The sequence below is a fragment of the Lacimicrobium sp. SS2-24 genome, from assembly GCF_002201535.1.
Taxonomy (GTDB): Bacteria; Pseudomonadota; Gammaproteobacteria; order Enterobacterales; family Alteromonadaceae; genus Lacimicrobium.
Genome location: NZ_NIWW01000010.1, coordinates 100,387 through 125,115, shown reverse-complemented (window position 1 = coordinate 125,115; position 24,729 = coordinate 100,387). Strand labels below are relative to the sequence as shown.

The window sequence follows — 24,729 nt, the reverse complement described above, 5'->3', positions numbered from 1 at the left end:
ACCACCGAAGCTGAATAGTTTAACCTTCTATATTATCGGTCAGTTTGTCAATTTCTTGTATTGCAATGGCATAGCGATTCAGTATCTCGGCGCTGATGTCTGCCAAAAAGCAAACATAAGAGATATTCCACAAGGTTTCCTCCAGCGCTTTGGCTTTGTGACGGGCATACAAGCTGATGTACCTGAGTTCATTTTCAAAACGACTGATGTCCGGTCGTCCCGTTGGCTGTAACATGAGTCGTATGGCTTTAAACCGACCCTGGCGCTGGTTAATGCGGATAAACTGAGTGAGCAGATGCTGAGTACTGAAGTCATCCACAAAAACAGCATTGATGTTGCCATCACCGCCAACTGTCAGCAGCAACTCTGCACACAATGGTTCTGCCGTTAGGGCCTGCTGCTTGATCCATTGCTGCAGATACTGGCCATTTTTTCCTTTAAACAGCCAGTCTAACGATGTCGCAGTGTCGTTTTCAGCAAAGAGCGTACGCAGTGAGTAGTCCATAACTGGCAGGCTGAGCGCTTCAGGTACACAGCGGCCTTTCTCCCTGCTCATAAACAGTGCGGGTAGATGATTGTTGCGCACATAAATCACCTTAAGCGCATCTGCTATCTCCACGTTAGACTGTCGTTCCGGATCCTTTATCAATTTGCGTTTGTTGCGATCGATGAGTTCGGTGAAAAAACGACTGGCCTGACGATTGGCGTCACTGAAATCGTCGTCTAGCCGGAGTTTGAGCTCCAATGCCTCAGCATCATAAGCCACCACCTCATAGGTTATATCGCAGAGGCGATATTTGCTTGTTACCTCCTGCAGCTGTGTAAAGTTGAGACTGACATTAGTCAGTTCGGGCGAGGGTAGGGGGCCACTGAGGGACAGCTTCAAGCCATGGGATGAAATGTCTGCTGTCATCGCCTTAAGTGACAGGCCTTGGTGCGTTACCAATACCTCGCTTTGATGCTGGTAGCGTGGCTCCGCGCGCAGGCTGCGATATTGCAGTTCTACAGGAACAATTTGGGGACGGTTCGCCGTGCGGCACAGGAACAGGCGGTTTACCCTGGTCAAATCGGCCTTGCTCAGGGGATAGGCGCTGCAGTGGCTTGCGGCCTTGGGGTTGGTTATCTCCGTCATTACCAACATGTGGGTCAGATGGTTAATTCTGGACATCACTCTTGCTGAGGGCGGGCGATTATCTTTTCGGGTCTGTTCACCGAGGCTGTCTGGTAAAGAGGATGGATAGTAGCTCTGCTGTGGTTCAACCGCATTTACCCTCAGATGATAGACATGCCAGTCCTTTTGCCGCACTGCAAAACTCAGAAAAGCGGCTTTGAGATTACGGTCATCGTCTAACTCTGAACTGGTTGCAAAATACCAATGCCGCGTTTGATTTTTCAAATAGCTGAAGCTGTAGAGCAGCATGTCAGGGTTTTGTTGTGCTTCGGTAATTAGCCTGGCCAGGCGTGCGGGAGCGAGTAATTGACACAGACCATTGGATTGATTCTTCTGAAACTGCTCATACAGCGAACTGTTCTGCTCGTTGAGCAATGCATAGTGCGCACAGGAATGACCTTTGGATGAGCGCCCGAAAAAGATGGGCAGCGCTGTGAGTGTGCTCAGGTGGTACTGTTCAAAGCCCTTACTAAAAACGGCTTCGAGGGTATTGTCCAGGTTAACTTTATAGCGCCGTTTGTTGCCATGAATAAAGGTGCTGAGCAGCTTGTCAAAGCCGGTGCTCTGTTCGCTTTGGCAACGTTGTAAGCTGACATACTGCATGTCTTTGCGCTGTCGGGTCCTCACCACGTCATACTCGACGCCGTCGGGTTCAAGGACATATTCTTGCTCCAATCCCCGAAAAAAAATGGTCAAACGCTGGCCACTTTCGAGCGAAGTCTCGGAGGCGATTTTCAGTTGGAGTCCACTGGCAGAGATGTTAGTGCTGCTGGCTTTGATACTTTTTTGCTCATTGAGCCTGACTTCAAGCTCAATCGCAAAGTGCATTCTTTCCTCACAGCGTATTGGGTAGTTACGGTAGTGAAAAGTGGGGATCGTGAGGGAGGCATCTGTTTGCCCTGGGTCCGCTTTTGTCGATGCCTCTGCATGAGTTGAGGCGGTGTGTTGAGTCTGTTGTATCAGCGTGAATCTGTTTGGGGTTCGCTGCAACGCTTCATAGACCCCTTGTGTATAGGTGCTGTAAAGGGCTAACTGTTGTTTGAAGATTTCCTGGGCTAGCGCATCAAGATAATGGGTTCGTCCCTGGAACTCGTAAGGCTCGCATTGGCCATCCACCATGCCTCTGAGATCGATACGCCGCACACAAGGCTTGCATAACCGTTTCAGCTCCATTTTGAGCAAAAAACGCTGATTTGTGCTCAGATCTGAAGTCTTTTGTCTGAGAATCGTATCAAAATTATTTGAACGGACGCTCGGAATCAGCTCTTCGAGCAATTCCGGCGGTGCATATTGTTGTTTTTCTTGCACGCGCAGCTCTCGTTGACGTTGGTGTTTTATTTTTAACCCCACCATTATTCATGCCTGAGTATAGGTGTCCAGCTTTTGATGTGCTGATTGTCAGGATATACTTTGCGCCATTCATTTTATCCTGAGGAAACCATGGCTAAACGAAAAAGCGCCTACGTCTGCAATGAGTGTGGTTCAGAGTATCCACGCTGGCAGGGGCAGTGCAATGATTGCGGGGCCTGGAACAGTATTTCAGAAGTGTTGCTGGCATCGGCAAAAGACGGACAGGATCATCGTCGCCATGGATATGCCGGCCAGGTAGCCGCGCAAGTACAGACTCTGGAAAATATCGATCTTCAGGCACTGCCGCGATTCAGCTCTGGTTTTCAGGAGCTTGATCGGGTGCTGGGCGGAGGCGTGGTACCGGGTTCGGCGATTCTGATTGGTGGTTCCCCGGGGGCGGGCAAAAGTACGCTGCTGCTTCAGACCATGTGTAAACTGGCTGCATCACGGTCTGCGTTGTATGTTACCGGTGAGGAGTCTTTACAACAGGTAGCGCTGCGGGCCAATCGACTGGGGCTGCCAACGGATAAGCTCAAGTTACTGGCGGAAACCAGTATTGAAACCATTTGCGAACTGGCCCTTAAACACAAACCCGAGCTGATGGTTATTGATTCTATCCAGGTGATGCACTTGGCCGACATTCAGTCTGCTCCGGGCAGCGTCTCGCAGGTGCGCGAAGGCGCGGCGTATCTTACCCGTTTCGCCAAGCAGCATCACATCGCCATACTTATGGTTGGGCATGTGACCAAAGACGGTTCACTGGCCGGGCCAAAAGTGCTGGAGCATTGCATTGATTGTTCGATGATGCTTGAGGGGGACGGAGACAGTCGATTCCGGGTGCTAAGAGGACAAAAGAACCGTTTTGGGGCAGTCAATGAGCTGGGTGTGTTTGCCATGACTGACAAGGGGCTCAAAGAAGTCAGTAATCCTTCTGCCATCTTTCTGAGTCGTGAAGATGACCCCTCTCCTGGCAGTCTGGTGATGGTTGTCTGGGAGGGCACCCGGCCTTTGCTGGTAGAAATACAGGCGCTGGTGGATTATTCGCAAATGGCTAACCCCAGGCGGTTGGCCGTGGGACTGGAGCAAAACCGGCTGGCAATGCTCCTTGCCGTTCTGCATCGCCATGGCAACGTGCAGATGAATGATCAGGATGTGTTTGTTAATGTGGTAGGCGGCGTCAAGGTGGCTGAAACCAGCGCCGATCTTGCCTTGTTACTGGCAATGATTTCCAGCTTCAGAAATCAGACTCTGCCCAGAGAATTGATTGTCTTTGGCGAAGTGGGGCTGGCAGGTGAAATCCGGCCGGTACCAAACGGGGTGGAACGTCTGAGCGAAGCGGCAAAACACGGTTTTACACGGGCTATTGTGCCAAGTGCCAATTGTCCTAAACATCCCATACCCGGTATGACGGTGGTTGGGGTGAAACGCCTGTCGCAGGCACTGGAAGCGATTTAAAACGCTAATCTTGCACAAGAAGGCTGGCAATACCCCGGTGCTAGGACGTTTAGCTTCCCGGCACTCAGTTTGTCTCGGGGTTAGCGAGTTTTTCCAGTTCGCGTTTTAGTAAGGTATCGTCACCGACATTCAGCTCAACCAGGCGGCGCAGTCTGGATGCGCTATCAATATCCAGCATATTGATTTTGATCCCTATTTGATGGTCATCCTGATGCTTAATCTGACCTTCCATCATCAGACTGCTGCTGATGCCAGGCAGGGTAACGACCAACAATAAGGAATCTTCATGGCTGGCGGTGAAATGCTCAGGGGCTTCCAAAAGCACACCTTTCAAGGAAATATCCAGCAATCGGCACTCCCACTTGTGGCTGCCTTGTCGGGCCTCCACAGGAGCCGAGAATATGATTCGGGTAAATTGGCGACGATTTTCTGTATTCATATACTAAGCATAGCCTTATTGAGGTAAAAGTCCTACTTTTTCATATGGGCTAATTATATGATTTCCAGTCAAAAACTGGATGCAACGCTGAGCCAGGAGGAGACACTGATGACTGATAAAGAAGGTACAGGTGATGACCGCTGAGAAAAACTTAAAGACGCTAATGGCTAAGATGCAGCCCGCACTGGATCCACGTACTTTTGTATTTGCCCGTTTACCATTGAACGCTGTCTTACCTACGGGATTACAGCCACAAATGTGGTTTATGGAAAAGCAGGGGCCCACCCTGATTGTTGAGCAAGAAGAGGCAGAGCGCCATGCTTTCGAGTACGAATTCACCTGCCGGATGATCACCCTGCGCATTCATTCAGCCCTCGATGCGGTGGGGTTTCTCGCCGCCGTTACCCGCTGTCTGGCCGACTTAGAGATGGGGGTAAACCCGGTGTCCGGCTTTTATCATGATCATTTGTTTGTGCCGGCACAGCAGGCAGAGCTCGCCATGCAGGCACTGCGCCGGTTAAGTCAGTCTTACCAGCAGTAAGGTTACATGCTCACGCGGCGGTACTGGCGGTATTGCGGTGTCCAGAAATTCGCCTCAATTTTGCTTTTAAGCATGTCGTCAGACATTTCCAGCGCCAGACCCTGTTCCTGGGCCACTTTGCCCACTTCAAAAGCAATTTCCTTGCTGAGTTTGAACAGCTCCGTCAGTGGCGGAAGTAAGCCGCCTTTGCCCGTATTGGCCAGCGGTGAGGCTGCCGCGAGTGTAGCGCTGGCCGCCATCAGCATTTCTTCGGTAATCAACCTGGCTTTGGTGGCAACCACGCCAAGGCCGATACCGGGGAAAATATAGCTGTTATTGCACTGGGTAATGGGGAATGACGTGCCCTTATAGTTTACGGGCTCAAAGGGACTGCCGGTGGCGATGATAACCTCTCCTTCTGTCCACTCAATGACCTGTTCGGGCCTTGCTTCAACTTGTCTTGAGGGATTACTCAGCGGAAAGATAATCGGCAGTTTGCAGTGTTGTTTCATGGTTCGGACTACCTGCTCGGTAAACAGGCCTGCTTGTCCGGATACACCGATCAACACATCGGGCGTGGCGCAATGAATGACATCCAGCAGTGAGGCATACTCTCCACTGAAGCTCCAGTCACGGATATTGGCCTGTTGCTGACACAGTGCCTGCTGGAAATCCCGCAGACCTTCCATACCCTCGGTCAGCAAACCGTAGCGATCCACCATATACACCTGACTGCGGGCCTGTTTTTCGTCCAGTCCCTCTGCACACATTTGCTGCACCACCTGCTCAGCAATACCACAACCGGCTGAGCCAGCACCCACAAATACCACCCTTTGCTCCGACAGTTTGGCGCCTTTGCTTCGACAGGCCGCCATAAGCGTACCCACCGTTACCGCAGCAGTGCCCTGAATGTCGTCGTTAAAACAGCGTACCTGATGGCGGTAGCGATTGAGGATAGGCGTGGCATTTTGCTGGGCGAAATCCTCAAACTGAATCATCGCATCGGGCCAACGTCGCTGCACGGCGCGAATAAAGTCTTCGATAAAGGCGTCGTACTCTTGCTGGTCAATACGCTTGTGGCGGGCGCCCATATACATGGGGTCATTGAGCAATTTTTCATTATTGGTGCCAACATCCAGCATCACGGGCAGGGTGTAAGCCGGACTGATACCACCGCATGCGGTATACAGTGACAGCTTGCCGATGGGAATCCCCATGCCCCCAATACCCTGGTCACCCAGCCCCAGAATGCGCTCGCCATCGGTTACCACGATCACTTTTACTTTTTGTTTGGTCGCATTATGAAGAATGTCATCCATATGCTCGCGCTCTGCATAAGAAATAAACAGGCCTCGGGAACTGCGATAGATATCGGAAAACTGTTCACAAGCATCCCCAACGGTAGGGGTATAAATGATTGGCATCATCTCTTCAAGATGCTCCTGTACCAGCCGGTGGAACAGGGTCTCGTTGTTGTCCTGAATGGCACGCAAATAAATGTGCTTGTTAATTGGGGTATCAAAGCTTGAATATTGCATGTATGCCCGACTGACCTGCTCCTCAATACTTTCATAGCGCGGCGGCAGTAACCCATTGAGGTTAAATGCTTTACGCTCTTCTGCACTAAACGCACTGCCTTTGTTCAGCAGTGGCGTTTCCAGCAACGAAGGGCCAGCGTAGGGAATATACAGAGGACGTTTTTTGGTGGTCATTGCTTCAAGCCTTTGGGTTCTGAGAACGATGGCCGCGATCATCCCTGAATCGGTGGCGTATTTCCATAGTCAGGTCATCGGATCAGCACAAAAGAAGCATTTTTTAATGTTTGTGTTTAAACCTTAGTACCATTAATGGCGACTAACCCAATACTTGATAACAAAAAGCCATGACGGTTTGATTTAACAGGCTGTCATATGACCACAGGAATCAATGGCATTGCACGCAGATGGACAACTGATAGAGGCCAGTGACCAGTTTATCGATAAAGCCGAAAGGGCTCTCATTGATGCGGTTAAGGCCGGAGACAAAGGCGCATATCGAAAACTTTATGATAAACACCTTGGACGGGTTTATGCCTTATGCCTGCGCTTAAGTGGCGACAGAGCCATCGCCGAAGAAGCGACACAGGAAGTGTTTATTCAGCTGTGGCGAAAAATCGGAAATTACAGCGGTCAGAGTCGGTTTAGTACCTGGTTACATGGTGTGACATCGAATGTTTGTATCTCGTACATGCGCAAGCAGAAGAACTGGCTGCAACGGTTATTTAACCATGATCAGGATGAGATGAACGAGCAACAGGCTGAGCCTGAGTGTCATTGGGATTTGGATGATTACGTTCTGCGTTTGCCCGAGCGGGCACGGCAGGTGTTTGTATTACATGCCATTGAGGGCTACCGGCATGAGGAGATCGCCAGCATGTTGAATATGGCCGCGGGCTCGAGCAAAGCCCAACTGCATCGCGCTAAACAACTACTCAAGGAGTGGATGGAAAATGCCAGAGCATAATTTTGACAACACGCTTGAGCAGCAACTCAGGCAATTACCCAAAGAACGTCAACCGCAGCGAGATCTGTGGCCAGGTATTGAGCATGCACTCAACGCTGAAATCGCGCCTGCGAACGGGCGCAAGGTGTCGGCATTGGTCGCCTCGGTTCTGGCAGTGGGAATGCTTGGATGGATGTCACTGAGTTATATACCAGCGAGCAATCCGTCACAGCCTCTGGCAACGGTGCTCAGCGAGCAACATCAGCAGCAAAAAGCCTATTTGTTGGCCACCTATGCCGACCAGCCAGCGCTGACGGATAACTGGCAAGCTCAGCTGAAGGAACTCGATGACGCTGCATTAGTGATTAAGCAGGCATTAGAGCAAGACCCACAGAATATGGCGCTGCTGAAGATGCTAAAGCAGGTTCATCAGCAACAGATTGATTTAATTGAAAGGGTGCATACACCCAGATATCAGCAGATTTAACAGGGGAAAGATGATGAAAAAAATGACATTACTGGGTTTAGTGTTGTTGTTCAGCAATACGCTTTACGCCGCACAAACCATTGATAAAACGCTGTCAGCCAGTGACACCTCAAGGGTCAGCATCGAGCACCACTCCGGTGAGGCTGTAATCCGTACCTGGGATAAACCACAGGTGCACGTAAAAGGTAGTCTGGACAGCCGGGCTGAAGGCTATGTGTTTGAAAAGCGCGGTAACGAAATTCGTTTTGAGGTCAAAATGCCGAAAAGTTATGGCAGCAACTGGCCGGACTGGAACAAGGAGGAAGATGAACTGGAAATTTTCGTGCCCGCCTCCAGTTTTGTGGAATACGAGACCATTAACGCAGATCTTAACGCCAGCGGTATACACGGTGGTGTCGAATTCAGTGCGGTTAACGGAGAGGTTCGGGTCAGCGATATAAAAGGCAGTATACGCATCAGCACCGTTAACGGTGAGATTATCAGTCAGGGACTTGTCGGCAACATCAGTCTCAATACGGTGAACGGTTCCATTCGTGATAAGGGATCTGATGGCGATGAGGTGGTGTATGAATCAGTGAACGGTGACATTTATGCGCAGACTCAGGTAGCCCGGGTGAAACTGGAAACCGTCAACGCCGACAGTGAATTGGTGCTCGGACGTACCGAGCAGCTCAGAGCCAGCAATGTCAACGGGGATACCCGCGTGAGCCTGGAGCTAGCGCCGAACGGAGAGGTAAGAGCAAGCAGTGTTAGCGGTAGTCTGGCGTTTCGTTTTCAAAAAGAGGTCTCTGCACGATTTGATGTCAATGGCCACGCCGGAGGCGACTTACGTAATCGTCTCACTGACGATAAAGCGGACAAAGCCAAATATGGTCCGTCCCGCTGGCTCAAATTCACTACCGCCGAGGGGAGTGGGCGGGTCAATGTCTCCACGGTCAGTGGGACAGTAACCCTGAGCCACTACTAAAGACGAATAATGTTATCGCCAGCCACCTCTTTCAGGTGGCTCTTTTTTATCCCGAATTAACAATAGCCTGCATCATAGTGATGACTAATGTGCTTTAACCTCCTGACCGATTCACGCATAATATCCCCCTGTTGTTTTGAGGAATGCATACCGTGAAAGTGGTCTCTCATAAAGAGCGTGACAGTAAGGTCGAAAAGCTAAAGATTCCGCCACACTCCATGGAAGCGGAACAGTCTGTCATTGGCAGCATGCTGATTGCACCGGACTGCTGGGATAAAGTGGCGGAAATATTGCTCGAAAGAGATTTTTATAACCGTGCCCATCAGACCATCTTTAAAGCCATCCTTAAATTATTGTCAGACACTCAGCCTGTGGATCTGGTGACTGTTTCCGATTTGCTCGAACAACAGGATGAGCTGGAAACGGCCGGGGGCTTTGCCTATCTCGGCGAGCTAGCTAAAAACACCCCCAGTGCGGCCAATGTGGTGGCTTATGCCAAGATCATCAAGGAGCGCGCCATCCTGCGCGAACTGATTGGCGTGGCCCACGAAATTGCCGAGTCGGGTTACAATCCTGAAGGCCGTACCAGTGGCGATGTGCTGGATATGGCGGAAAGCCGGGTGTTTGAAATTGCCGAGCAGCGTTCAGGGAATAATGAAGGGCCGCAGGACATTGAAACGGTCATGACCCATACCGTGGATCGCCTCGAAGCCTTGCTCAAATCCGGAAAGGAAGTGACCGGCGTATCCACTGGTTTTAAAGATCTGGACAAAAAGACCAGCGGTTTACAGCCCTCCGACCTGATTATTGTTGCTGCCCGTCCGTCCATGGGAAAGACCACCTTTGCCATGAACCTGTGTGAAAATGCCATGTTGCTGGAAGACAAGCCGGTACTGGTGTTTAGTCTGGAAATGCCGGCAGAACAGCTGATGATGCGTATCCTAGCGTCGTTGAGCCGTGTCGATCAGACCAAAATTCGAACCGCCCAGCTGGATGATGAAGACTGGGCACGCATTTCCAACACCATGGCAATGCTCAAAGAAAAAGATAACCTGTTTATTGACGATGCGTCGGGGCTGACGCCTATGGAAGTACGCACCCGTGCACGGAAGCTGGCCCGTGAGCGCGGGGGGATTTCCATGATCATGGTGGATTATCTGCAGTTGATGCAGGTGCCAGGATTAAGTGAAAACCGCACACTGGAGATTGCAGAGATTTCGCGCTCATTGAAGTCCCTTGCAAAAGAGCTGAATGTGCCTGTGGTAGCCCTGTCTCAGCTTAACCGAAGTCTGGAGCAGCGGGCCGATAAAAGACCGGTGAACTCTGACTTGAGGGAATCAGGCTCAATCGAGCAGGACGCCGACCTGATCATGTTTATTTATCGTGATGAGGTTTATCATGAGAACAGTCAGGAAAAAGGCATTGCAGAGATTATTATTGGTAAGCAGCGTAACGGTCCCATCGGTACTGCACGATTAACATTCCAGGGGCATTTCTCCCGTTTTGACAATTATGCCGGCCCGGCCATTGCAGACGAATACTGAGCTGGAAGTTTTCATTCATCCGTTTTCAGCTGACAACTGGGCCCTGAATACTGACCACTTATTAAGTTTGCAGTAATACCAGTAAGGCGCCATTGCCGCCCCATTCTAATGTCGCCTGATGAAATGCCAGTACATCCGGATGTTGAATCAGCCAGTTCGGGACGTGGCGTTTTAGTACATGCCCACCCAGACCATGAACGATACAAACACAACTGCAATGCTGCCTGCGTGCTGTGTGTAGCAGTGCTGCGATTTCCAGTTTCGCTTCTTCCCGTTTCAGCCCATGTAAATCGAGGATCAAATCCGGCGGGTAATCTCCCCGGCGTAGCCGCTTTACTTCATGGTTATCCACGCCGGGTTTGACATACTTAACCGGAAGGTTGGGATCAAACCAGGCCTCAAATCCATCTGAGAACTGGAAACTGGCTGCTGCCTGACGGGCATCGCGGTCTGATCCCCGGTTTTGTTTAGCACGATTTGATCTAACCTCTAGGGTTTTTTTCTTGCTGGTAGGGGGCAGAGGCTGTATTTTGTCCTGCTTTATGGGCTTTACCTGACCTATTTCGCGGCGAAACAGATGGATGTCTTCGTCGGCCAGTGGCGGCTTTCTCGGCATGAGCAATACTTTTGGGTAAACTTCTCACCATGATAACAAAATCGCAGGTATTTGAATGCAAGGCGTAACTGAACAGGAATTGGCGGAGCAGGCAGTCAATGATCTGCACAGCATGCTGGATTTGATGCGTTGGTGTGCAACTCAGTTTAATCAGGCCGGATTGTATTTTGGCCACGGCACGGACAATCCCTGGGATGAAGCGGTGAGCCTGGTGTTGCAGAGTGTGCATCTGCCCCATGACAGCCCCCAGGATTTGTTTGCGGCAAGACTGACGCAGGCAGAGAAAAAGCATATTGTCATGCTGGCTCAGCGACGTGTAAATGAGCGCCTTCCTCTGGCTTATCTGACCCATCAGGCCTGGTTTGCCGGCTTGCCTTTCTATGTGGATGAACGCGTTTTGGTACCGCGCTCACCCTTTGCAGAGCTGATTCAGGGGCATTTCGCGCCGTACATGGATTTCGAACCCGACACCGTACTCGATATGTGTACCGGAAGTGGGTGTATTGCTATCGCTGCCGCAATGGCGTTCAGTGAGGCAGAAGTGGATGCCGTTGATATCAGTGCCGACGCCCTGGCGGTAGCGGAGATCAACATCCAGGAACATGATCTCAGCACCCGGGTCTTTCCCATTCAGTCGGATTTGTTTGAAAACCTCAGTGGTCAGTGTTACGACCTCATCATTGCTAATCCACCCTATGTGGATGCTGAGGACATGGCGGATCTGCCAGAGGAATTTCACCATGAGCCGGAGTTAGGGCTGGCCGCCGGTGATGATGGTCTGGACCTGGTGCACGATTTACTTAAAAAAGGCCCTGACTTTATGAGTGAGCGCGGTTGGATGTTTGTGGAAGTCGGTAATTCCATGGTGCACGTTGAGCAGCAATATCCTGATTTACCCCTGGTGTGGATAGACTTTGAGCAGGGTGGACATGGGATTTTTGCCATCAGTAACCGAGACTTAAAAGCCTGGCTCGGTAAACAATAAATTATTCAGTATAGATAGACGGGAATTATGGCCGGTAATCATTTTGGAAAGCTTTTTACGGTCACCACCTTTGGTGAAAGTCACGGTATAGCCATTGGCGGTGTGGTGGACGGCTGTCCGCCGGGGCTAGAGATCAGCGAAGCGGATCTGCAGGTGGATCTGGACCGGCGAAAACCCGGTACATCACGCTATACCACTGCTCGGCGCGAGGCGGATGAAGTCAGGATCCTTTCCGGGGTGTTTGAGGGTAAAACCACGGGTACGTCAATTGGTTTGATCATTGAAAACACCGACCAGCGCTCAAAAGACTATTCCAAGATTAAGGATACCTTTCGTCCTGGTCATGCTGACTATACCTATCAACAAAAGTATGGCCTGCGTGATTACCGCGGTGGTGGGCGTTCCAGTGCGCGTGAGACCGCCATCCGGGTCGCGGCGGGTGCCATTGCCAAAAAGTACCTGAGAGATCGCCTGGGTATTGAGATTTGTGGTTACCTTTCTCAGCTGGGGCCGATTAGTCTGGCGCCAGAAGATTTATCCATTACCAATGACAATGCGTTTTTCTGTGCCCAGGCCTCGAAACTGGATGAACTGGACGCGTATATGCGGGATTTAAAGAAGTCCGGTGATTCTATTGGCGCCAAAGTGTCAGTGGTCGCCACTGGTGTGCCGGTGGGACTGGGTGAGCCGGTATTTGACCGTTTAGATGCGGACATTGCCTACGCGATGATGGGCATTAACGCAGTTAAAGGAGTCGAAATCGGTGACGGCTTTGCGGTGGTAAATCAAAAAGGCAGTGAACACCGTGATGCCATGTCCCCACAAGGATTCAGATCCAATCGCAGCGGCGGCGTGCTCGGAGGCATTTCCAGTGGCCAGGATATTGTCGCGCACCTGGCTTTGAAACCGACATCCAGTATCAGCGTGCCGGGTGAGTCAGTGGACATTCACGGGTATTCAACGGAGGTGGTGACAAAAGGGCGCCACGATCCCTGTGTTGGTATCCGGGCGGTACCCATTGCTGAGGCCATGCTGGCGTTGGTGCTGATGGATCACTTCCTGCGTCACCGTGGGCAAAATGCGGATGTCAGCAGTATCACACCGGTACTACCGGCATCATGCTGACACTCAGCACTGGAAAGGTATCGCAACCTTAAAACGGCGTCGTTTCAGGCCTGATATTGTCTTAGCTGGTAAGCTCAGGGCCTGTGCAGACTTGAGCTGTTGTTGAGCCGCAGTGCGCGCGCGGTTACAATGCCGCCTTTGTTACTCCCATTATTCATCCGTGACAACTCAATGCAGCACTTTCGTGCAAACCGTTAAGAGGTAAGGCGGTACGTGGAAATGACACATCATTATCAGGATCTGATTCAATTGTTTGATGGTCAGTTTGCGGGTAGTTACAACACCAGGCTGATTAAGGGTACCGATGAGCCTGTTTATCTGCCAGCAGATGATCATTGTCCCTATCACCGGATCGTTTTTGCTCACGGTTTTTACGCCAGCGCTTTACATGAAATTGCCCATTGGTGTCTGGCCGGCAGCCGTCGTCGCCAGCTTCAGGATTATGGTTACTGGTATTGTCCTGATGGTCGTGATGCCAGCCAGCAGGCAGCCTTTGAACAGGTAGAGATCAAACCCCAGGCAATTGAATGGGCCTTTTGCCTCGCTGCTGCAAAGACGTTCAGGGTCAGTACCGATAATCTGGATGGGGCTGAGCCCGATCGGGAGGGGTTTACCCGTAATGTCCAGGCTCAGTTGAACAACTATCTGAAGCACGGATTTCCAGCCCGGGCGCAGCAATTTATCCGTGTCCTGCAGGAGTTTTATAAGACGCCATCGCTGACATTGGTTGGGGCCCATCAAGAGGTCTGCACTGATGTTTAAACTGGGACTGATCATTAACCCCTATGCTGGCATTGGCGGAGCGCTGGCGCTAAAAGGCAGTGATGGTGCTGAGATCCGGCAACAGGCGCTGGACATGGGTGCAAAACAGCTGGCACCGGAGCGCGCAGCGCAGGCCCTGGCGTTGCTGATTCCCTATCAGGCGGACATTACCGTTTATACCGCTGGGGGGGCGATGGGAGAAGATTTGGCCAGGCAGATGGGGTTTTCCACGCAAGTCTGTTTCCAGCCGCCCGCGCAGAGTGAACCCGAAGATACTGAGCAAACAGCCCGCGAACTGATCAAGCAGGAGGTGGACCTGCTGCTATTTGCCGGTGGCGATGGTACCGCTCGCAATATTTGTTCCGTCGTGGATGAGACGCTGCCTGTTTTGGGGATCCCCGCCGGCTGTAAAATTCACTCGGGCGTGTACTCGGTCACACCAAAGGCAGCGGGTCGCGTTGTGGAAAAACTGGTTAAAGGGGAACTGGTGAGTCTGCACGCTGCAGATGTGATGGATATTGATGAGAAAGGTTTCAGAGAAGGGGTGGTCAGAGCACAGCGATTCGGTGAAATGCAGGTGCCTGCAGAGCTGCAGTACGTGCAGTCAGTCAAAATGGGTGGGCGAGAGTCTGAAGAGCTGGTACTGGATGATATTGCCGCTCATGTGATTGAGCTAATGGACGATGAAATTTTTGTCATGGGCTCAGGCTCCACAGTGGCAGAAATCATGGCCTCAATGGGACTGAGCAATACGTTGCTGGGTGTTGATCTGGTGCAGCATCAGCAGTTGCTGGCAGAGGATGTGACAGCGAATCAGTGTCTGCAGGCCATCCGTGACAAGCCCGCAAAACTGGTGATTACCCTGATAGGTGGACAAGGCCATATCTTTGGACGCGGTAACCAGCAGCTTAGCCCTGAGGTCATCCGGGCGATTGGCCGCAATAATATTCTGCTGGTGGCGACAAAATCTAAACTTAATGCGCTGAATGGCAGACCCTTGCTGGTGGATACCGGCGATCCGCATTTAGATCAGGAACTCTGCGGTCTGATGCCGGTTATCACCGGTTATCATGATCAGGTCCTTTATCCGGTTCAGATCCCTCAATAAACATTCCAAGGCAGACTCGATGACTGAACAGCAATTTATCGATTACGTAGAATCCATTGAAGTACACTTCCATCAGACCGTTGCGCAAGGGGATGAGCAGGAGTTGTTTGTTTCAAGTTACCTCAATGGCCACTTTGACCTCATGGTGTCGCGGGCCCTGAATATGGGGATCTACAGTAAGGAAGCTCTGGATCAGGGGGTACGCGAAAGCCTGCAGCAGGCGTTTGATAACAATGAACTGGAACCGGATGATCAGCAGCAGGTCCTGGCACTATGGCAGTCTTTGTCTGTTAACTAAAGGCGGTAACCTGTCACAGGCCACCGCCAGGTGTCGGTCACACGGTAATCCGGTGTAAGGATTGCCCCAGCATTTCCGCCGTTACCAGAGTCACCCCTTTATTGGTGACCCTGAACCCTCTGGCCAGGTCCTCATCACGATTAATGCCAATTTGCGTATTCGGGGGCACATGCGTGCCGCGATCAATAATGGCCTTGCGAATATGACAGTGTCGTCCTATATCCACCTCTGGCAGGATCACCGAATCCTCCACCAGAGAATAAGAATGGATATTAACGTCAGAAAACAGCAGAGAACGATTCAAGCGGGCGCCGGAGATCACACAGCCCCCTGACACCATGGAGTCTGTCGCCATGCCTACCCGTTGTTCCTCATTAATCACAAACTTGGCAGGTGGTTGTTGAACCTGATAGGTCATGATGGGCCAGTTGTCGTCATACAGGTTTAATTCCGGTACAACGGAGATCAGTTCCATATTGGCTTCCCAGAAAGAGTCCAGCGTTCCCACATCGCGCCAGTATGCGCGCTTACCTGAAGCATCCCTGAAGGGGAAGGCGTGCACCTGGCATTTCTCGATGATAGAGGGAATGATGTTTTTGCCGAAATCGTGTTCCGAATCCGGGTTATTAGCATCTTTAATCAGTTGCTCAATGAGAAATTCGGTATTGAACACATAATTTCCCATGGAGGCCAGTGTCTGAGTCGGATCATTGGGTAATGGCGTGGGGTTGGCCGGCTTTTCATCGAAACGGCGAATGCGAAATTGCTCATCTACTGTCATAACTCCAAAAGCGCCAGCCGCTTCTTCGATGGGCACTTCCATGCAGGACACTGTCATGTCTGCGCCGGATTCCACATGTTTGGCCAGCATCTGACCATAGTCCATCTTATAGATGTGGTCGCCTGATAATACCAATATGTATTTGGGAGCCTGAGCCCGGATAATATCCAGATTCTGAAAAATCGCATCAGCCGTCCCTTCGTACCAGGCTTCCGAGGTACGTTGCGAGGCCGGCAATACATCCACAAATTCGCCCATATTGGTATTTAAATGGGACCAGCCACGCATCAGGTGTTTAATCAGAGAGTGGGCTTTGTACTGTGTGGCGACGCCAATTTTTTTAATCCCTGAGTTGATGCAGTTGGACAGGGGAAAATCGATGATGCGGAACTTTCCGCCAAAATGCACAGAGGGCTTGGCCCGCCATTCCGTCAATTCATGTAATCTCGAGCCCTTACCTCCGGCGAGGATCAGAGCATAGGTGTCACGGGTGAGACGGCTGATAAAACGTTGATTATTGTCTGGCATCTTGGCGTTCCTTTTGCAGCGGATATCAAATGGCATCACTACAACTATCAGCAAAAAGACCCATGGGCAAGTACAACAATCGTGAAACTAAGAATGCAGCTTTTCAGCCAACTTGGTGTATTTATTGCAGTATCTCAACAGGAATCATCCTACAGTCGGAACCTGTGATATGAAACAACTGAGTATTGTCATGTTATGCCTCACCTTGCTGGCATGCAGTTCATCGCCACCTGTGCCACCGGTGGATGAGCTGGGAAATATTGAGTGGCATACCTACGAACTGGCTGAAGAGCTGTTTGAGAATTTTGAGGCAAAGTATGCCGCCGGTCATAACTACAGTTATGCCGTTGCCACCTTTGTGCCCGTCGCTACGCTGAAGTACCAGCCTGAACAGCAACATCCATTGATGTTGCTCGGTCATCAGCTTGAACAGGGCATGATTTCTGAGGCCAGCCGCCGTGGTTATATTCCTCAAGACTTTAAGGTCACGAACGATATTATTATAGAGACCCAGGCCGATCGGGTGCTGTCCCGCAATGTGGACGATCTGGCGGCGACACAACGGGTCGATTTTTATATTAGTGGGACAATCGTAGAGCAGGCATCCGGGGCCATCGTTAATGCCCGGATTATTCAGGTGGACAACAAAGCCGTTGTGGCAGCGGCAACCAAGTTTTTTCCTGATAATCTGTTCTGGCGTGAACAGAAGGTCACCACCCGCAATGGCATGCTGTATCGCCAGGATGCTTTGGAGTAATGAAGATGAAAAGACTGTTAGTCCTTTGTGCGGGAACCGCACTGTTATCCGGTTGCGCCAGCTGGTTTCAAAGCGCAGAAACAACCTCTGATACTGAATCACTCAATACGGAGCCTGCCCATCAGGTGAACATCCGTGGCTATGAAGGACCGGAGGGCACAGAGCGTGTCGAAGCGGATCCTGCGGCAGCGATGTTTGTGCGGGAAAATCATCCGGGTGCCGACGCTTTTGGTGCGATCAGCGGTGGCTATGCCAATCGGGGCACCCTATATCAGAGTAAACCCCTGGTAAAACATGTCGGCGACTACGTGCAGAATATGACCCAGGACCTGATTTCCAATATGGAGTACCTGTCTGATAAAACGCCGGTGGGTATTACGCACTTCGCGCTGCTCGACTCCGATCTGCAGCAGACCAATCTGCTGGGGTATCAGCTGGCAGAGTCTTTTATCCATGAACTGCATAAATTCCGTATCCCGGTCATCGATTATAAATCCACAGAATATATTCGTGTGACTGAGCAGGGAGATTTTATTCTGTCACGGGATTACCTTGAACTGAAAGAAAAGGCGCCGCTTGAATATGTGCTGACCGGTACCATGGCGAAACACCAGGGCGGATATCTGGTCAATGCCCGCATTCTGGGAATGCAATCCAAAGCTGTGGTAGCCAGTGCGCAGTCACTGATTCCGTTTTATGTGGTTGAGGCGCTACTGCCCTCGGATCAGCAACTTACCGACGGCGTTAAACTCAGGCAGGGGGACTAAATGTATCGCATGTTGAGATATTTTCCGCTGCTCGCTTTGGTACAGGGGTGTTCGTTGACCCTGGATACACCCTGGCTGTCGGCACAGCAGGCTGAGACTGATACGATGCAAAAACCGCACGTCGAGCAGCCCAGGCCAGTGAATGGTATCTGGTATCAGCCGCCGCCCAGTGAGCAACACACGGCGGTGGAACCATCCATGTCGCTGATGGCCGCTAAGGATAATGGTTACCAAGCGGGATATATCCACAAAACCTTGAATGATTATGCCGAGCAACTGGCGATGGGGCTGGTACATAGTCTGGCGGAACCCAGTGCCCAGGGGCGGGTTGCAGTAGGCTCTTTCGTGGAACTGGATACCAGCCTGACCACAACCTCTGTGCTTGGTAATCAGCTGGCCGAAAAACTGGTTGCGCAGCTGCAGGAATTCGGACTGGCGGTGGTGGATATTAAGACCATGCCGGTCATTGAAGTGGGCCGGGATGGCGACCGTGTATTCAGTCGGGATGTCCGCAATCTGAGTCGCAAGCAACAGCTGGATTATGTTGTATCCGGAACACTGATCCGAAATTCAAGAGGGATCCAGATTAACAGCCGTATGGTGTCACTCAAAGACCAGCAGGTTGTAGCGAGCGCCTCAGGCTTTATTCCCCGTGTAGTAGCCGACTCTCTGGTGCCTATGATGGTGCAGCTTTAACGCCTTTTCCGTGTTACTGCCATGACGCTATTGTGGGCCGGGCTCAGACTCTTACAACAAGGCGTTTGAGTCATTAACCCGGTTGGCGCATCAGCTCCCGAATTAAGAAACGGTTAGGGCTAAGGGCTGCCAATGTTGTGCCATCCAGCGGCATCGGTTTGCCGCTTAACTGGCAAGCCAACACCTCAGCCAGAATAGGCGCGGTGCACAAACCTCTGGAGCCAAGCCCACAGAGTACGAATAAACCCGGAATATCCTCAGCCAGGGGGTAGTGACAATCCTTGTGGCCCTTGCGAAGCTGTGCGTATGCTAGGCGCTGCGCCTCAAAATCAGGTACGGCTCCGGCCAGAGGAAGGTGATCCGGCGTGCCCAGTCTGATGGCTGCCCGGCCCTGTTGCTGGCTTTTAAGCTGATGAATCCAGTCGCAGTCGGTTAGGGCCTTTTGTTGTACCTGCAAGTTTTGTTGTTCTTCCGATTGCCGATAGGCGGTACTGAGGTCATTTTTAACATAGGTAGAGCCGAGGGCATGCTGCCCAGCAAAGGCTGGCGTCAGATACCCTTTGTGACATAACACGGTACGAAGGGCTGTCAAAGGCGGTTGACTGGGGATCGCCTCCACTTGCCCCCTTACCGGGCGCAAAGGTAAGGGGCTAAGCACATCCCACGCCATACTTCTGGCGCCGCCGGCAAGAACCACACAGGCTTCGTGATCCGTGCTGCCATCCTGCCAGTGCAATTGCCATTCATTGCTCGAGCCCTGACTCAACTGACTTAGTACTTTTTCTGTCTGAACTTGCAGGTGTTCACCACAACTGGCAAGTAACGCCTCAATCAGGCCGTGAGGATGAATCCAGCCTCCCTGCGGTATAAACAACCCCGGATAGGGCAGGGGTAAACCTGCCAGTTCGCTTGTCTCGACAGCACTGACCGGATGAACCAGCGAGTCGGGCCAGTGCCCTTTTTCTGCCAGTTTCTCCAATCGTGCTTGCTCTTTTGCATGAAAGCCCAGTTGCAGAACACCACAAAACTGATGGGCAAAGTCATGCTGTTGAGCCAATTGCTGATACAATCTTGCCGCGTAACCGAACGCCTGCGCCATAAAGTGGCTTCGGGTATTGCCTTCGGCATGCAGTTGTGGGTAAAAGCCTCCCTGAGCATTACCCGAGGCGTCACCGGCAATATGCTGGGTATACAGGGTAACCTTATAACCATGGCGACACAGGGCATAGCAGAGGTTGGCGCCTGCCAGGCCGGCACCAATCACAGCAATACGTTTTTGTGGGCTTGCATAGCGGTAATACCAGGGTTTGATGATGTCCGTCTGAGGTTTTTCAGCCAGCTTACCCGCCAACATCTCACGTTTACTGCCAAAACCCGGGCATTTTTTCACTGTAAAGCCGGCCTGCTGAAGGCCCCGTCTGACCGCGCCGGCGGCTGTAAAAGTGGCGAAGGTGCACCCCACTCTCGCCAGGCGCACCATCTGCGCATAAAGGCTATCGGACCACATATCAGGATTTTTACTGGGCGCAAAACCATCTAAAAACCAGGCATCGACCATGCCCTGTGGTGGACAGGAAACGTCCGGAAGAACACCCTGAACATCACCGAAATACAAATCCAGGCGAATAACGCCATAGTCAGTGGTAAAGGTCAGACGATGGCATCCCGGCGTCAGGTCAGGGTATTGCTGAAGTAGCTGATGACTCAACCCAGTCAGCTCAGGCCAGTTATTCAGTGCCTGCTGCAAGTCTTTTTTCGACAGTGGGTATTTTTCTATGGATATGAAGTGAACGTGTCCGGGCCCACATTGCTCATTGTCATGAAGCGCGTTTAGCGCCTGCCAGCAGGCAAGAAAGTTTAATCCGGTACCGAAGCCGGTCTCCATGACCGTAAAAACGTCATCATTGTGTAACAGACGCCAGCGCCCTGGCAGGTCATTATGGGTTAAAAATACGTAGCGCGTTTCTTCAAGGCCATTGTCATTGGAAAAGTAAACATCGCCAAAGGCCTCAGCAATGGGGGTGCCCGTATCGTTATAACGGATTTGTGCGTTTTTAATACTCATTTAGGCTGACATTGGTCAGTGAATTGGCGTATGTTATCGCGGTAATGAGGGCGTCGAAAAGAGCAGACCACTTTAAACGTCAAAATCATTACCATAAGGGCAATTTTTTAAACGCTAAGGTGAAAGCATGAAAAGAGCGGTGATTACAGGACTGGGGATTGTTTCCAGTATTGGTAACGACAAAGATCAGGTTCTGCAGTCCCTGCGCCAGGGAAAAAGCGGTATTCGCTATTCCCAGCAGTTTGCCGATATGGGCTTGCGTAGCCAGGTGTGGGGCAATATTGAACTGGATGTGAAAGAACACATCGATCGCAAGGCACTGCGCTTTATGGGCGAGGCGGCAGCCTACGCATATATCGCGATGCAGCAGGCTATTGAGGATGCCGGAATTGGCGAAGACCTGGTGTCTAATACCCGCACCGGTCTGGTAGCGGGCTCTGGCGGTGCATCCTCAAAAAATCAGGTGGAAGCGGCAGATATTCTGCGTGAAAAAGGCGTTAAACGAGTCGGTCCTTACATGGTGCCGCGGACCATGAGCAGTACAGTCTCTGCCTGTCTTGCCACGCCCTTTAAAATAAAAGGGATCAATTATTCTATTTCCTCTGCCTGTGCCACCAGTGCCCACTGTATTGGTCATGCCCTTGAACAAATTCAGTTGGGTAAGCAGGATATGGTCTTTGCAGGCGGCGGCGAAGAGGTGGACTGGACGCTGGCCATGGAGTTTGACGCCATGGGGGCCCTGTCGACGCGTTACAACGATACGCCGGATAAAGCCTCACGCACCTATGACGCGGATCGGGATGGTTTTGTCATCTCTGGTGGTGGCGGTATGGTGATTGTTGAAGAGCTGGAGCATGCCCTGGCACGCGGTGCAAAAATTTATGCCGAAATCATCGGTTACGGTGCCACCTCTGATGGTTACGATATGGTAGCGCCATCGGGAGAGGGCGCCGTGCGCTGTATGCAGCAAGCCATGGACGGGGTTGAGGAGAGCATCGACTATCTCAATACCCATGGTACCTCGACGCCGGTTGGCGATGTCAAAGAGCTGGAAGCGATTCAGCAGGTATTTGGCGGTAAATCGCCGGCGATCAGTGCCACAAAAGCGATGACCGGTCACGCTCTTGGGGCGGCGGGTGTCCATGAAGCCATCTATAGCATGTTGATGATGGAAAATGGGTTTATCGCACCGTCGGTGAATGTCAGTAACCTTGATGACAAAGCCGAAGGACTGGATATTGTCACCCAGGCCCGCGATGCCAGCATCAATACTGTTATGTCGAATAGCTTCGGCTTCGGTGGCACTAATGCCACGCTGGTACTGCGCCGTTTCGAGAAGTAATAAACAGTTGGCCCACCATCGCCGCCAAGGCGGTGGTGGGTCCTCTGCTCAACAAGCCTGTATAGGTGCCCGTGGTCACATCCGTTTGCGTGCGGCGCCGACTAGCCCGGGTTACTAGCGCACTGTTCGATGCTTTAGATGGACAGCCGCGGGCTTTGCTGTTACAGTGCGCGCTCATTTTAGGCACCCATCGGTCGGTGCTCCTGTCTTGTGAATCTTTCCCGTAGACACCTGAATCTCCTGCCTCAGACCGTATCCATGTCACAGACATGAACAGGCAGGTCAAGGACAATATTTTTATGTTATTTAACGAACTCGGCCTTTCGGCTGAACTTTTGCGTGCCGTTTCCGAGCAAGGTTATACCCAGCCAACGCCCATCCAGGCGAAAGCCATTCCCGAAATTCTTAAGGGTGCCGATGTACTTGCCGGTGCACAAACGGGTACCGGTAAGACGGCGGGCTTCACCTTGCCACTTTTGCATCGTCTCAGCCAATCCGCTCCGGCTGGTGGTAAGCGTCCGGTCAGAGCGCTGGTGTTAACACCTACCCGTGAACTGGCGGCGCAGGTGAGTGAGAGTGTGCGCGCTTATGGTAAGAACCTGCCTTTGAAAAGTGCGGTAATCTTCGGTGGTGTGAGTATCAACCCGCAAATTTCCGCATTGCGCAGAGGCGTGGATATTCTGGTGGCGACCCCAGGGCGCTTGCTTGACCATGTGAATCAGAAAACACTGGATCTGTCTAAAGTCGAAATTCTGGTGCTCGATGAAGCCGACCGCATGCTCGACATGGGCTTTATCCATGATATTAAAAAGGTGCTGGCCTTGTTACCTAAAACACGCCAGAACCTGCTCTTTTCCGCGACCTTCTCCGATGAGATTAAGCGTCTTGCAGACGGTTTGCTTGATGATCCTGTGTTGATCGAAGTGGCCCGTCGCAATACGGCATCGGAAACCGTAGAGCAGGTCATCCATCCCGTTGATAAATCCAGCAAGCGCAAATTGCTGGCCTATCTTATTGGCTCTGAGAACTGGCAACAGGTATTGGTGTTCACGCGCACCAAACACGGTGCTAATCGTCTTGCTCAGCAGCTGGATAAAGATGGGTTAAGTTCCGCCGCCATACATGGCAACAAGAGTCAGGGTGCCCGTACGCGTGCACTGGCTGATTTTAAATCCGGTAAAGTGCGGGTACTGGTCGCCACCGATATTGCCGCCCGGGGATTGGATATCGACCAATTGCCCCATGTGGTAAACTACGAGCTGCCCAATGTTCCTGAGGACTATGTGCATCGCATTGGCCGTACTGGCAGAGCGGGTAACGAAGGCAAAGCCATTTCTCTGCTCAGCATTGATGAAAACAAATTGCTGCGGGATATCGAACGTCTGCTCAAACGTCAGTTGCCAAGAGAAGTGATTGCCGGTTTTGAACCCGATCCTAATGCCAAGCCTGAACCTCAGGTGACGCGTCCGCGGGGCAATAGTCAGGGACGCCATCGTGCCGGTGGCAGAAACCAGTCTGATCGTGGAAATGGCAGTGCGGCATACGCTGGCAACGGTCGCAATCGCAATGGGTCACGGCAGAGCCGCAGCGCAAACATCTGACTCTGATATACTAAAACACTAGAGTAACGTGCACGGACGCCGTCATATCCTCTGGAGTTAGTGTTTGTCGAGTATGAAGCGTAAAAACCTGTGGCAATCTATGACCCTTGGGTTGGTTGCTGGCTTGATGTCGGTTGGGGCATTGGCTAACACGTGGCAGATTGTCACCGAGCCATTCCCGCCGTATTTTGCCCCGCAACTGCCGCAACAGGGGTGGTTGTGGCAGGTGACGCATGCGGCGCTGTCAACCCAGGGAATTGACGCATCACTGGAATTCACCAGTTGGCCAAGAGCGATGCGCCTGACGGCCTCCGGGCAAAGAACGGCAGTGCTCGGTGCGTTTTACAGTCAGGCACGTGCTCGTGATTACCTCTACAGCCAGCCGATTGCTGCTGCAACCAGCGGCTTTTTCAGGCAAAAAGCAAACCGCAAGATTGTTTTTGATGGGGATCTCTCTTCCCTGGAGCGCTTTCGTATCAGTGTGGCGGAACTGGATATGGTCAGCGAGACCCTGCGTAAGTATCCCCGTTTACAGGTGAGTGAAACCAATCAGCTGGTCACCAGCCTGCAACTATTGCTCCGAGGTCGAGTGGATCTGGTTGCCGGGACACGTGAAGTGGGGTTCTACTGGCTGGAGCATGACGACAAGCTGAGTAAGTTGGCTGAAACCAGTCCCATAGAGTTTGTTGAGCCAGCTTTGTCCTCCCATGCCCTGCACCTTGCGTTTCCCCGTAAAGACACCTCCGCGACGCAGTGGAAAACCCTGTTTGAGCAAGGTGTCAGACAGTTACATGATAGCGGTCAGCTGCACACCATTCTCAGACAACATCGGTTCAATGACAGGCAAATAGCGCAATACGTGCAGACGCTCGGCTTCAAATAAG

Annotated in this window: 23 protein-coding genes; 17 read left to right on the top strand and 6 right to left on the bottom strand. The window is 51.7% G+C overall.

The features are described 5' to 3' along the window. Positions 1-19: 19 nt before the first annotated feature. Positions 20-2,524 carry a PilZ domain-containing protein gene (locus CCY32_RS15540; RefSeq protein ID WP_088332313.1) on the bottom strand — a complete coding sequence of 835 codons (2,505 nt, stop codon included), beginning with the start codon at positions 2,522-2,524 and terminating at the stop codon, positions 20-22. Positions 2,525-2,611: 87 nt separating this feature from the next. Between CCY32_RS15540 and radA the strand changes: the two genes are divergently transcribed. After that, positions 2,612-3,976: a DNA repair protein RadA gene (gene radA / locus CCY32_RS15535; RefSeq protein ID WP_088332370.1), complete on the top strand. Its 1,365-nt coding sequence runs from the start codon at positions 2,612-2,614 to the stop codon at positions 3,974-3,976. A gap of 64 nt (positions 3,977-4,040) precedes the next feature. Here radA and CCY32_RS15530 read toward each other — a convergent pair whose 3' ends face one another. Beyond that, on the bottom strand, positions 4,041-4,415 hold the full coding sequence (locus CCY32_RS15530) for a PilZ domain-containing protein (protein ID WP_088332311.1): 375 nt from the start codon (positions 4,413-4,415) through the stop codon (positions 4,041-4,043). Between the two features lie 133 nt (positions 4,416-4,548). Between CCY32_RS15530 and CCY32_RS15525 the strand changes: the two genes are divergently transcribed. Next, positions 4,549-4,956 carry an ACT domain-containing protein gene (locus CCY32_RS15525; protein WP_088332309.1) on the top strand — a complete coding sequence of 136 codons (408 nt, stop codon included), beginning with the start codon at positions 4,549-4,551 and terminating at the stop codon, positions 4,954-4,956. Between the two features lie 2 nt (positions 4,957-4,958). On the opposite strand, the gene CCY32_RS15520 is transcribed toward CCY32_RS15525, so the two are convergent. Beyond that, positions 4,959-6,647 carry an NAD-dependent malic enzyme gene (locus tag CCY32_RS15520; RefSeq protein ID WP_088332307.1) on the bottom strand — a complete coding sequence of 563 codons (1,689 nt, stop codon included), beginning with the start codon at positions 6,645-6,647 and terminating at the stop codon, positions 4,959-4,961. Between the two features lie 214 nt (positions 6,648-6,861). On the opposite strand from CCY32_RS15520, the gene CCY32_RS15515 reads away from it, so the two are divergent. From CCY32_RS15515 to dnaB, 4 genes are all read left to right on the top strand, one after another. Next, positions 6,862-7,437, top strand: a complete 576-nt coding sequence (locus CCY32_RS15515; RefSeq protein WP_088332305.1) for a sigma-70 family RNA polymerase sigma factor — start codon at positions 6,862-6,864, stop codon at positions 7,435-7,437. Next, positions 7,424-7,903, top strand: a complete 480-nt coding sequence (locus CCY32_RS15510; protein ID WP_088332303.1) for a hypothetical protein — start codon at positions 7,424-7,426, stop codon at positions 7,901-7,903. The genes CCY32_RS15515 and CCY32_RS15510 overlap by 14 nt, the downstream gene beginning before the upstream one ends. A 10-nt stretch (positions 7,904-7,913) precedes the next feature. Beyond that, the gene (locus CCY32_RS15505) at positions 7,914-8,870 is read left to right on the top strand and encodes a DUF4097 family beta strand repeat-containing protein (RefSeq protein WP_088332301.1); all 957 of its coding nucleotides are present in this window, start codon (positions 7,914-7,916) and stop codon (positions 8,868-8,870) included. Between the two features lie 152 nt (positions 8,871-9,022). Beyond that, positions 9,023-10,414 (top strand): replicative DNA helicase, encoded by a 1,392-nt coding sequence (dnaB, locus tag CCY32_RS15500; protein ID WP_088332299.1) that lies wholly within the window; start codon positions 9,023-9,025, stop codon positions 10,412-10,414. A gap of 61 nt (positions 10,415-10,475) precedes the next feature. Here the strand turns inward: dnaB and smrB are convergent, their stop codons facing one another. After that, positions 10,476-11,030 carry an endonuclease SmrB gene (gene smrB / locus CCY32_RS15495; RefSeq protein WP_088332297.1) on the bottom strand — a complete coding sequence of 185 codons (555 nt, stop codon included), beginning with the start codon at positions 11,028-11,030 and terminating at the stop codon, positions 10,476-10,478. A gap of 55 nt (positions 11,031-11,085) precedes the next feature. Here smrB and prmB point away from each other — a divergent pair, with 55 nt between their 5' ends. From prmB to CCY32_RS15470, 5 genes are all read left to right on the top strand, one after another. Then, positions 11,086-12,015 (top strand): 50S ribosomal protein L3 N(5)-glutamine methyltransferase, encoded by a 930-nt coding sequence (gene prmB, locus CCY32_RS15490; RefSeq protein WP_088332295.1) that lies wholly within the window; start codon positions 11,086-11,088, stop codon positions 12,013-12,015. 27 nt (positions 12,016-12,042) lie between these two features. After that, on the top strand, positions 12,043-13,140 hold the full coding sequence (aroC, locus tag CCY32_RS15485) for a chorismate synthase (RefSeq protein WP_088332293.1): 1,098 nt from the start codon (positions 12,043-12,045) through the stop codon (positions 13,138-13,140). 219 nt (positions 13,141-13,359) lie between these two features. Continuing rightward, positions 13,360-13,902: an elongation factor P hydroxylase gene (locus tag CCY32_RS15480; RefSeq protein ID WP_088332291.1), complete on the top strand. Its 543-nt coding sequence runs from the start codon at positions 13,360-13,362 to the stop codon at positions 13,900-13,902. Then, the gene (locus CCY32_RS15475; RefSeq protein ID WP_088332368.1) at positions 13,892-15,010 is read left to right on the top strand and encodes an ATP-NAD kinase family protein; all 1,119 of its coding nucleotides are present in this window, start codon (positions 13,892-13,894) and stop codon (positions 15,008-15,010) included. The genes CCY32_RS15480 and CCY32_RS15475 overlap by 11 nt, the downstream gene beginning before the upstream one ends. Positions 15,011-15,029: 19 nt before the next feature. Continuing rightward, positions 15,030-15,308 carry a YfcL family protein gene (locus CCY32_RS15470; RefSeq protein ID WP_168171546.1) on the top strand — a complete coding sequence of 93 codons (279 nt, stop codon included), beginning with the start codon at positions 15,030-15,032 and terminating at the stop codon, positions 15,306-15,308. 37 nt (positions 15,309-15,345) lie between these two features. Here CCY32_RS15470 and glgC read toward each other — a convergent pair whose 3' ends face one another. Then, entirely contained in the window at positions 15,346-16,617 is a 1,272-nt protein-coding gene (glgC, locus tag CCY32_RS15465; protein ID WP_088332287.1) for a glucose-1-phosphate adenylyltransferase, read from the bottom strand. Between the two features lie 169 nt (positions 16,618-16,786). Here glgC and CCY32_RS15460 point away from each other — a divergent pair, with 169 nt between their 5' ends. The 3 genes from CCY32_RS15460 to CCY32_RS15450 are packed head-to-tail and all read left to right on the top strand — an operon-like array spanning position 16,787 to position 18,837. Further along, complete coding sequence (locus CCY32_RS15460; RefSeq protein ID WP_088332285.1) at positions 16,787-17,374, top strand: FlgO family outer membrane protein; 588 nt, start codon at positions 16,787-16,789, stop codon at positions 17,372-17,374. A 5-nt stretch (positions 17,375-17,379) separates the two neighbouring features. Continuing rightward, positions 17,380-18,141 (top strand): FlgO family outer membrane protein, encoded by a 762-nt coding sequence (locus CCY32_RS15455; RefSeq protein WP_088332366.1) that lies wholly within the window; start codon positions 17,380-17,382, stop codon positions 18,139-18,141. Continuing rightward, complete coding sequence (locus CCY32_RS15450) at positions 18,142-18,837, top strand: FlgO family outer membrane protein (RefSeq protein ID WP_088332283.1); 696 nt, start codon at positions 18,142-18,144, stop codon at positions 18,835-18,837. Positions 18,838-18,910: 73 nt separating this feature from the next. Here CCY32_RS15450 and mnmC read toward each other — a convergent pair whose 3' ends face one another. Further along, positions 18,911-20,902 (bottom strand): bifunctional tRNA (5-methylaminomethyl-2-thiouridine)(34)-methyltransferase MnmD/FAD-dependent 5-carboxymethylaminomethyl-2-thiouridine(34) oxidoreductase MnmC, encoded by a 1,992-nt coding sequence (gene mnmC / locus CCY32_RS15445; RefSeq protein ID WP_088332281.1) that lies wholly within the window; start codon positions 20,900-20,902, stop codon positions 18,911-18,913. Between the two features lie 127 nt (positions 20,903-21,029). Here mnmC and fabB point away from each other — a divergent pair, with 127 nt between their 5' ends. The 3 genes from fabB (at position 21,030) to CCY32_RS15430 (ending at position 24,728) form a co-directional block, all read left to right on the top strand. Continuing rightward, entirely contained in the window at positions 21,030-22,244 is a 1,215-nt protein-coding gene (gene fabB, locus CCY32_RS15440) for a beta-ketoacyl-ACP synthase I (RefSeq protein ID WP_088332279.1), read from the top strand. A gap of 299 nt (positions 22,245-22,543) precedes the next feature. Next, positions 22,544-23,845: a DEAD/DEAH box helicase gene (locus CCY32_RS15435; RefSeq protein WP_088332364.1), complete on the top strand. Its 1,302-nt coding sequence runs from the start codon at positions 22,544-22,546 to the stop codon at positions 23,843-23,845. A 73-nt stretch (positions 23,846-23,918) separates the two neighbouring features. After that, complete coding sequence (locus CCY32_RS15430) at positions 23,919-24,728, top strand: transporter substrate-binding domain-containing protein (protein ID WP_088332277.1); 810 nt, start codon at positions 23,919-23,921, stop codon at positions 24,726-24,728. Position 24,729 lies beyond the last annotated feature (1 nt).

What these genes read in the sequence shown, in the direction of transcription:
- CCY32_RS15460 (WP_088332285.1), top strand. Translation starts at nt 16,787, where the DNA reads ATGAAACAACTGAGTATTGTCATGTTATGCCTCACCTTGCTGGCATGC.
- CCY32_RS15515 (WP_088332305.1), top strand. Translation starts at nt 6,862, where the DNA reads ATGGCATTGCACGCAGATGGACAACTGATAGAGGCCAGTGACCAGTTT.
- fabB (WP_088332279.1), top strand. Translation starts at nt 21,030, where the DNA reads ATGAAAAGAGCGGTGATTACAGGACTGGGGATTGTTTCCAGTATTGGT.
- CCY32_RS15455 (WP_088332366.1), top strand. Translation starts at nt 17,380, where the DNA reads ATGAAAAGACTGTTAGTCCTTTGTGCGGGAACCGCACTGTTATCCGGT.
- CCY32_RS15505 (WP_088332301.1), top strand. Translation starts at nt 7,914, where the DNA reads ATGATGAAAAAAATGACATTACTGGGTTTAGTGTTGTTGTTCAGCAAT.
- smrB (WP_088332297.1), bottom strand. Translation starts at nt 11,030, where the DNA reads ATGCCGAGAAAGCCGCCACTGGCCGACGAAGACATCCATCTGTTTCGC.
- CCY32_RS15530 (WP_088332311.1), bottom strand. Translation starts at nt 4,415, where the DNA reads ATGAATACAGAAAATCGTCGCCAATTTACCCGAATCATATTCTCGGCT.
- CCY32_RS15540 (WP_088332313.1), bottom strand. Translation starts at nt 2,524, where the DNA reads ATGGTGGGGTTAAAAATAAAACACCAACGTCAACGAGAGCTGCGCGTG.
- mnmC (WP_088332281.1), bottom strand. Translation starts at nt 20,902, where the DNA reads ATGAGTATTAAAAACGCACAAATCCGTTATAACGATACGGGCACCCCC.
- prmB (WP_088332295.1), top strand. Translation starts at nt 11,086, where the DNA reads ATGCAAGGCGTAACTGAACAGGAATTGGCGGAGCAGGCAGTCAATGAT.
- CCY32_RS15525 (WP_088332309.1), top strand. Translation starts at nt 4,549, where the DNA reads ATGACCGCTGAGAAAAACTTAAAGACGCTAATGGCTAAGATGCAGCCC.
- CCY32_RS15435 (WP_088332364.1), top strand. Translation starts at nt 22,544, where the DNA reads ATGTTATTTAACGAACTCGGCCTTTCGGCTGAACTTTTGCGTGCCGTT.
- glgC (WP_088332287.1), bottom strand. Translation starts at nt 16,617, where the DNA reads ATGCCAGACAATAATCAACGTTTTATCAGCCGTCTCACCCGTGACACC.
- CCY32_RS15520 (WP_088332307.1), bottom strand. Translation starts at nt 6,647, where the DNA reads ATGACCACCAAAAAACGTCCTCTGTATATTCCCTACGCTGGCCCTTCG.
- radA (WP_088332370.1), top strand. Translation starts at nt 2,612, where the DNA reads ATGGCTAAACGAAAAAGCGCCTACGTCTGCAATGAGTGTGGTTCAGAG.
- CCY32_RS15430 (WP_088332277.1), top strand. Translation starts at nt 23,919, where the DNA reads ATGAAGCGTAAAAACCTGTGGCAATCTATGACCCTTGGGTTGGTTGCT.
- CCY32_RS15450 (WP_088332283.1), top strand. Translation starts at nt 18,142, where the DNA reads ATGTATCGCATGTTGAGATATTTTCCGCTGCTCGCTTTGGTACAGGGG.
- aroC (WP_088332293.1), top strand. Translation starts at nt 12,043, where the DNA reads ATGGCCGGTAATCATTTTGGAAAGCTTTTTACGGTCACCACCTTTGGT.
- CCY32_RS15480 (WP_088332291.1), top strand. Translation starts at nt 13,360, where the DNA reads ATGACACATCATTATCAGGATCTGATTCAATTGTTTGATGGTCAGTTT.
- CCY32_RS15510 (WP_088332303.1), top strand. Translation starts at nt 7,424, where the DNA reads ATGCCAGAGCATAATTTTGACAACACGCTTGAGCAGCAACTCAGGCAA.
- CCY32_RS15470 (WP_168171546.1), top strand. Translation starts at nt 15,030, where the DNA reads ATGACTGAACAGCAATTTATCGATTACGTAGAATCCATTGAAGTACAC.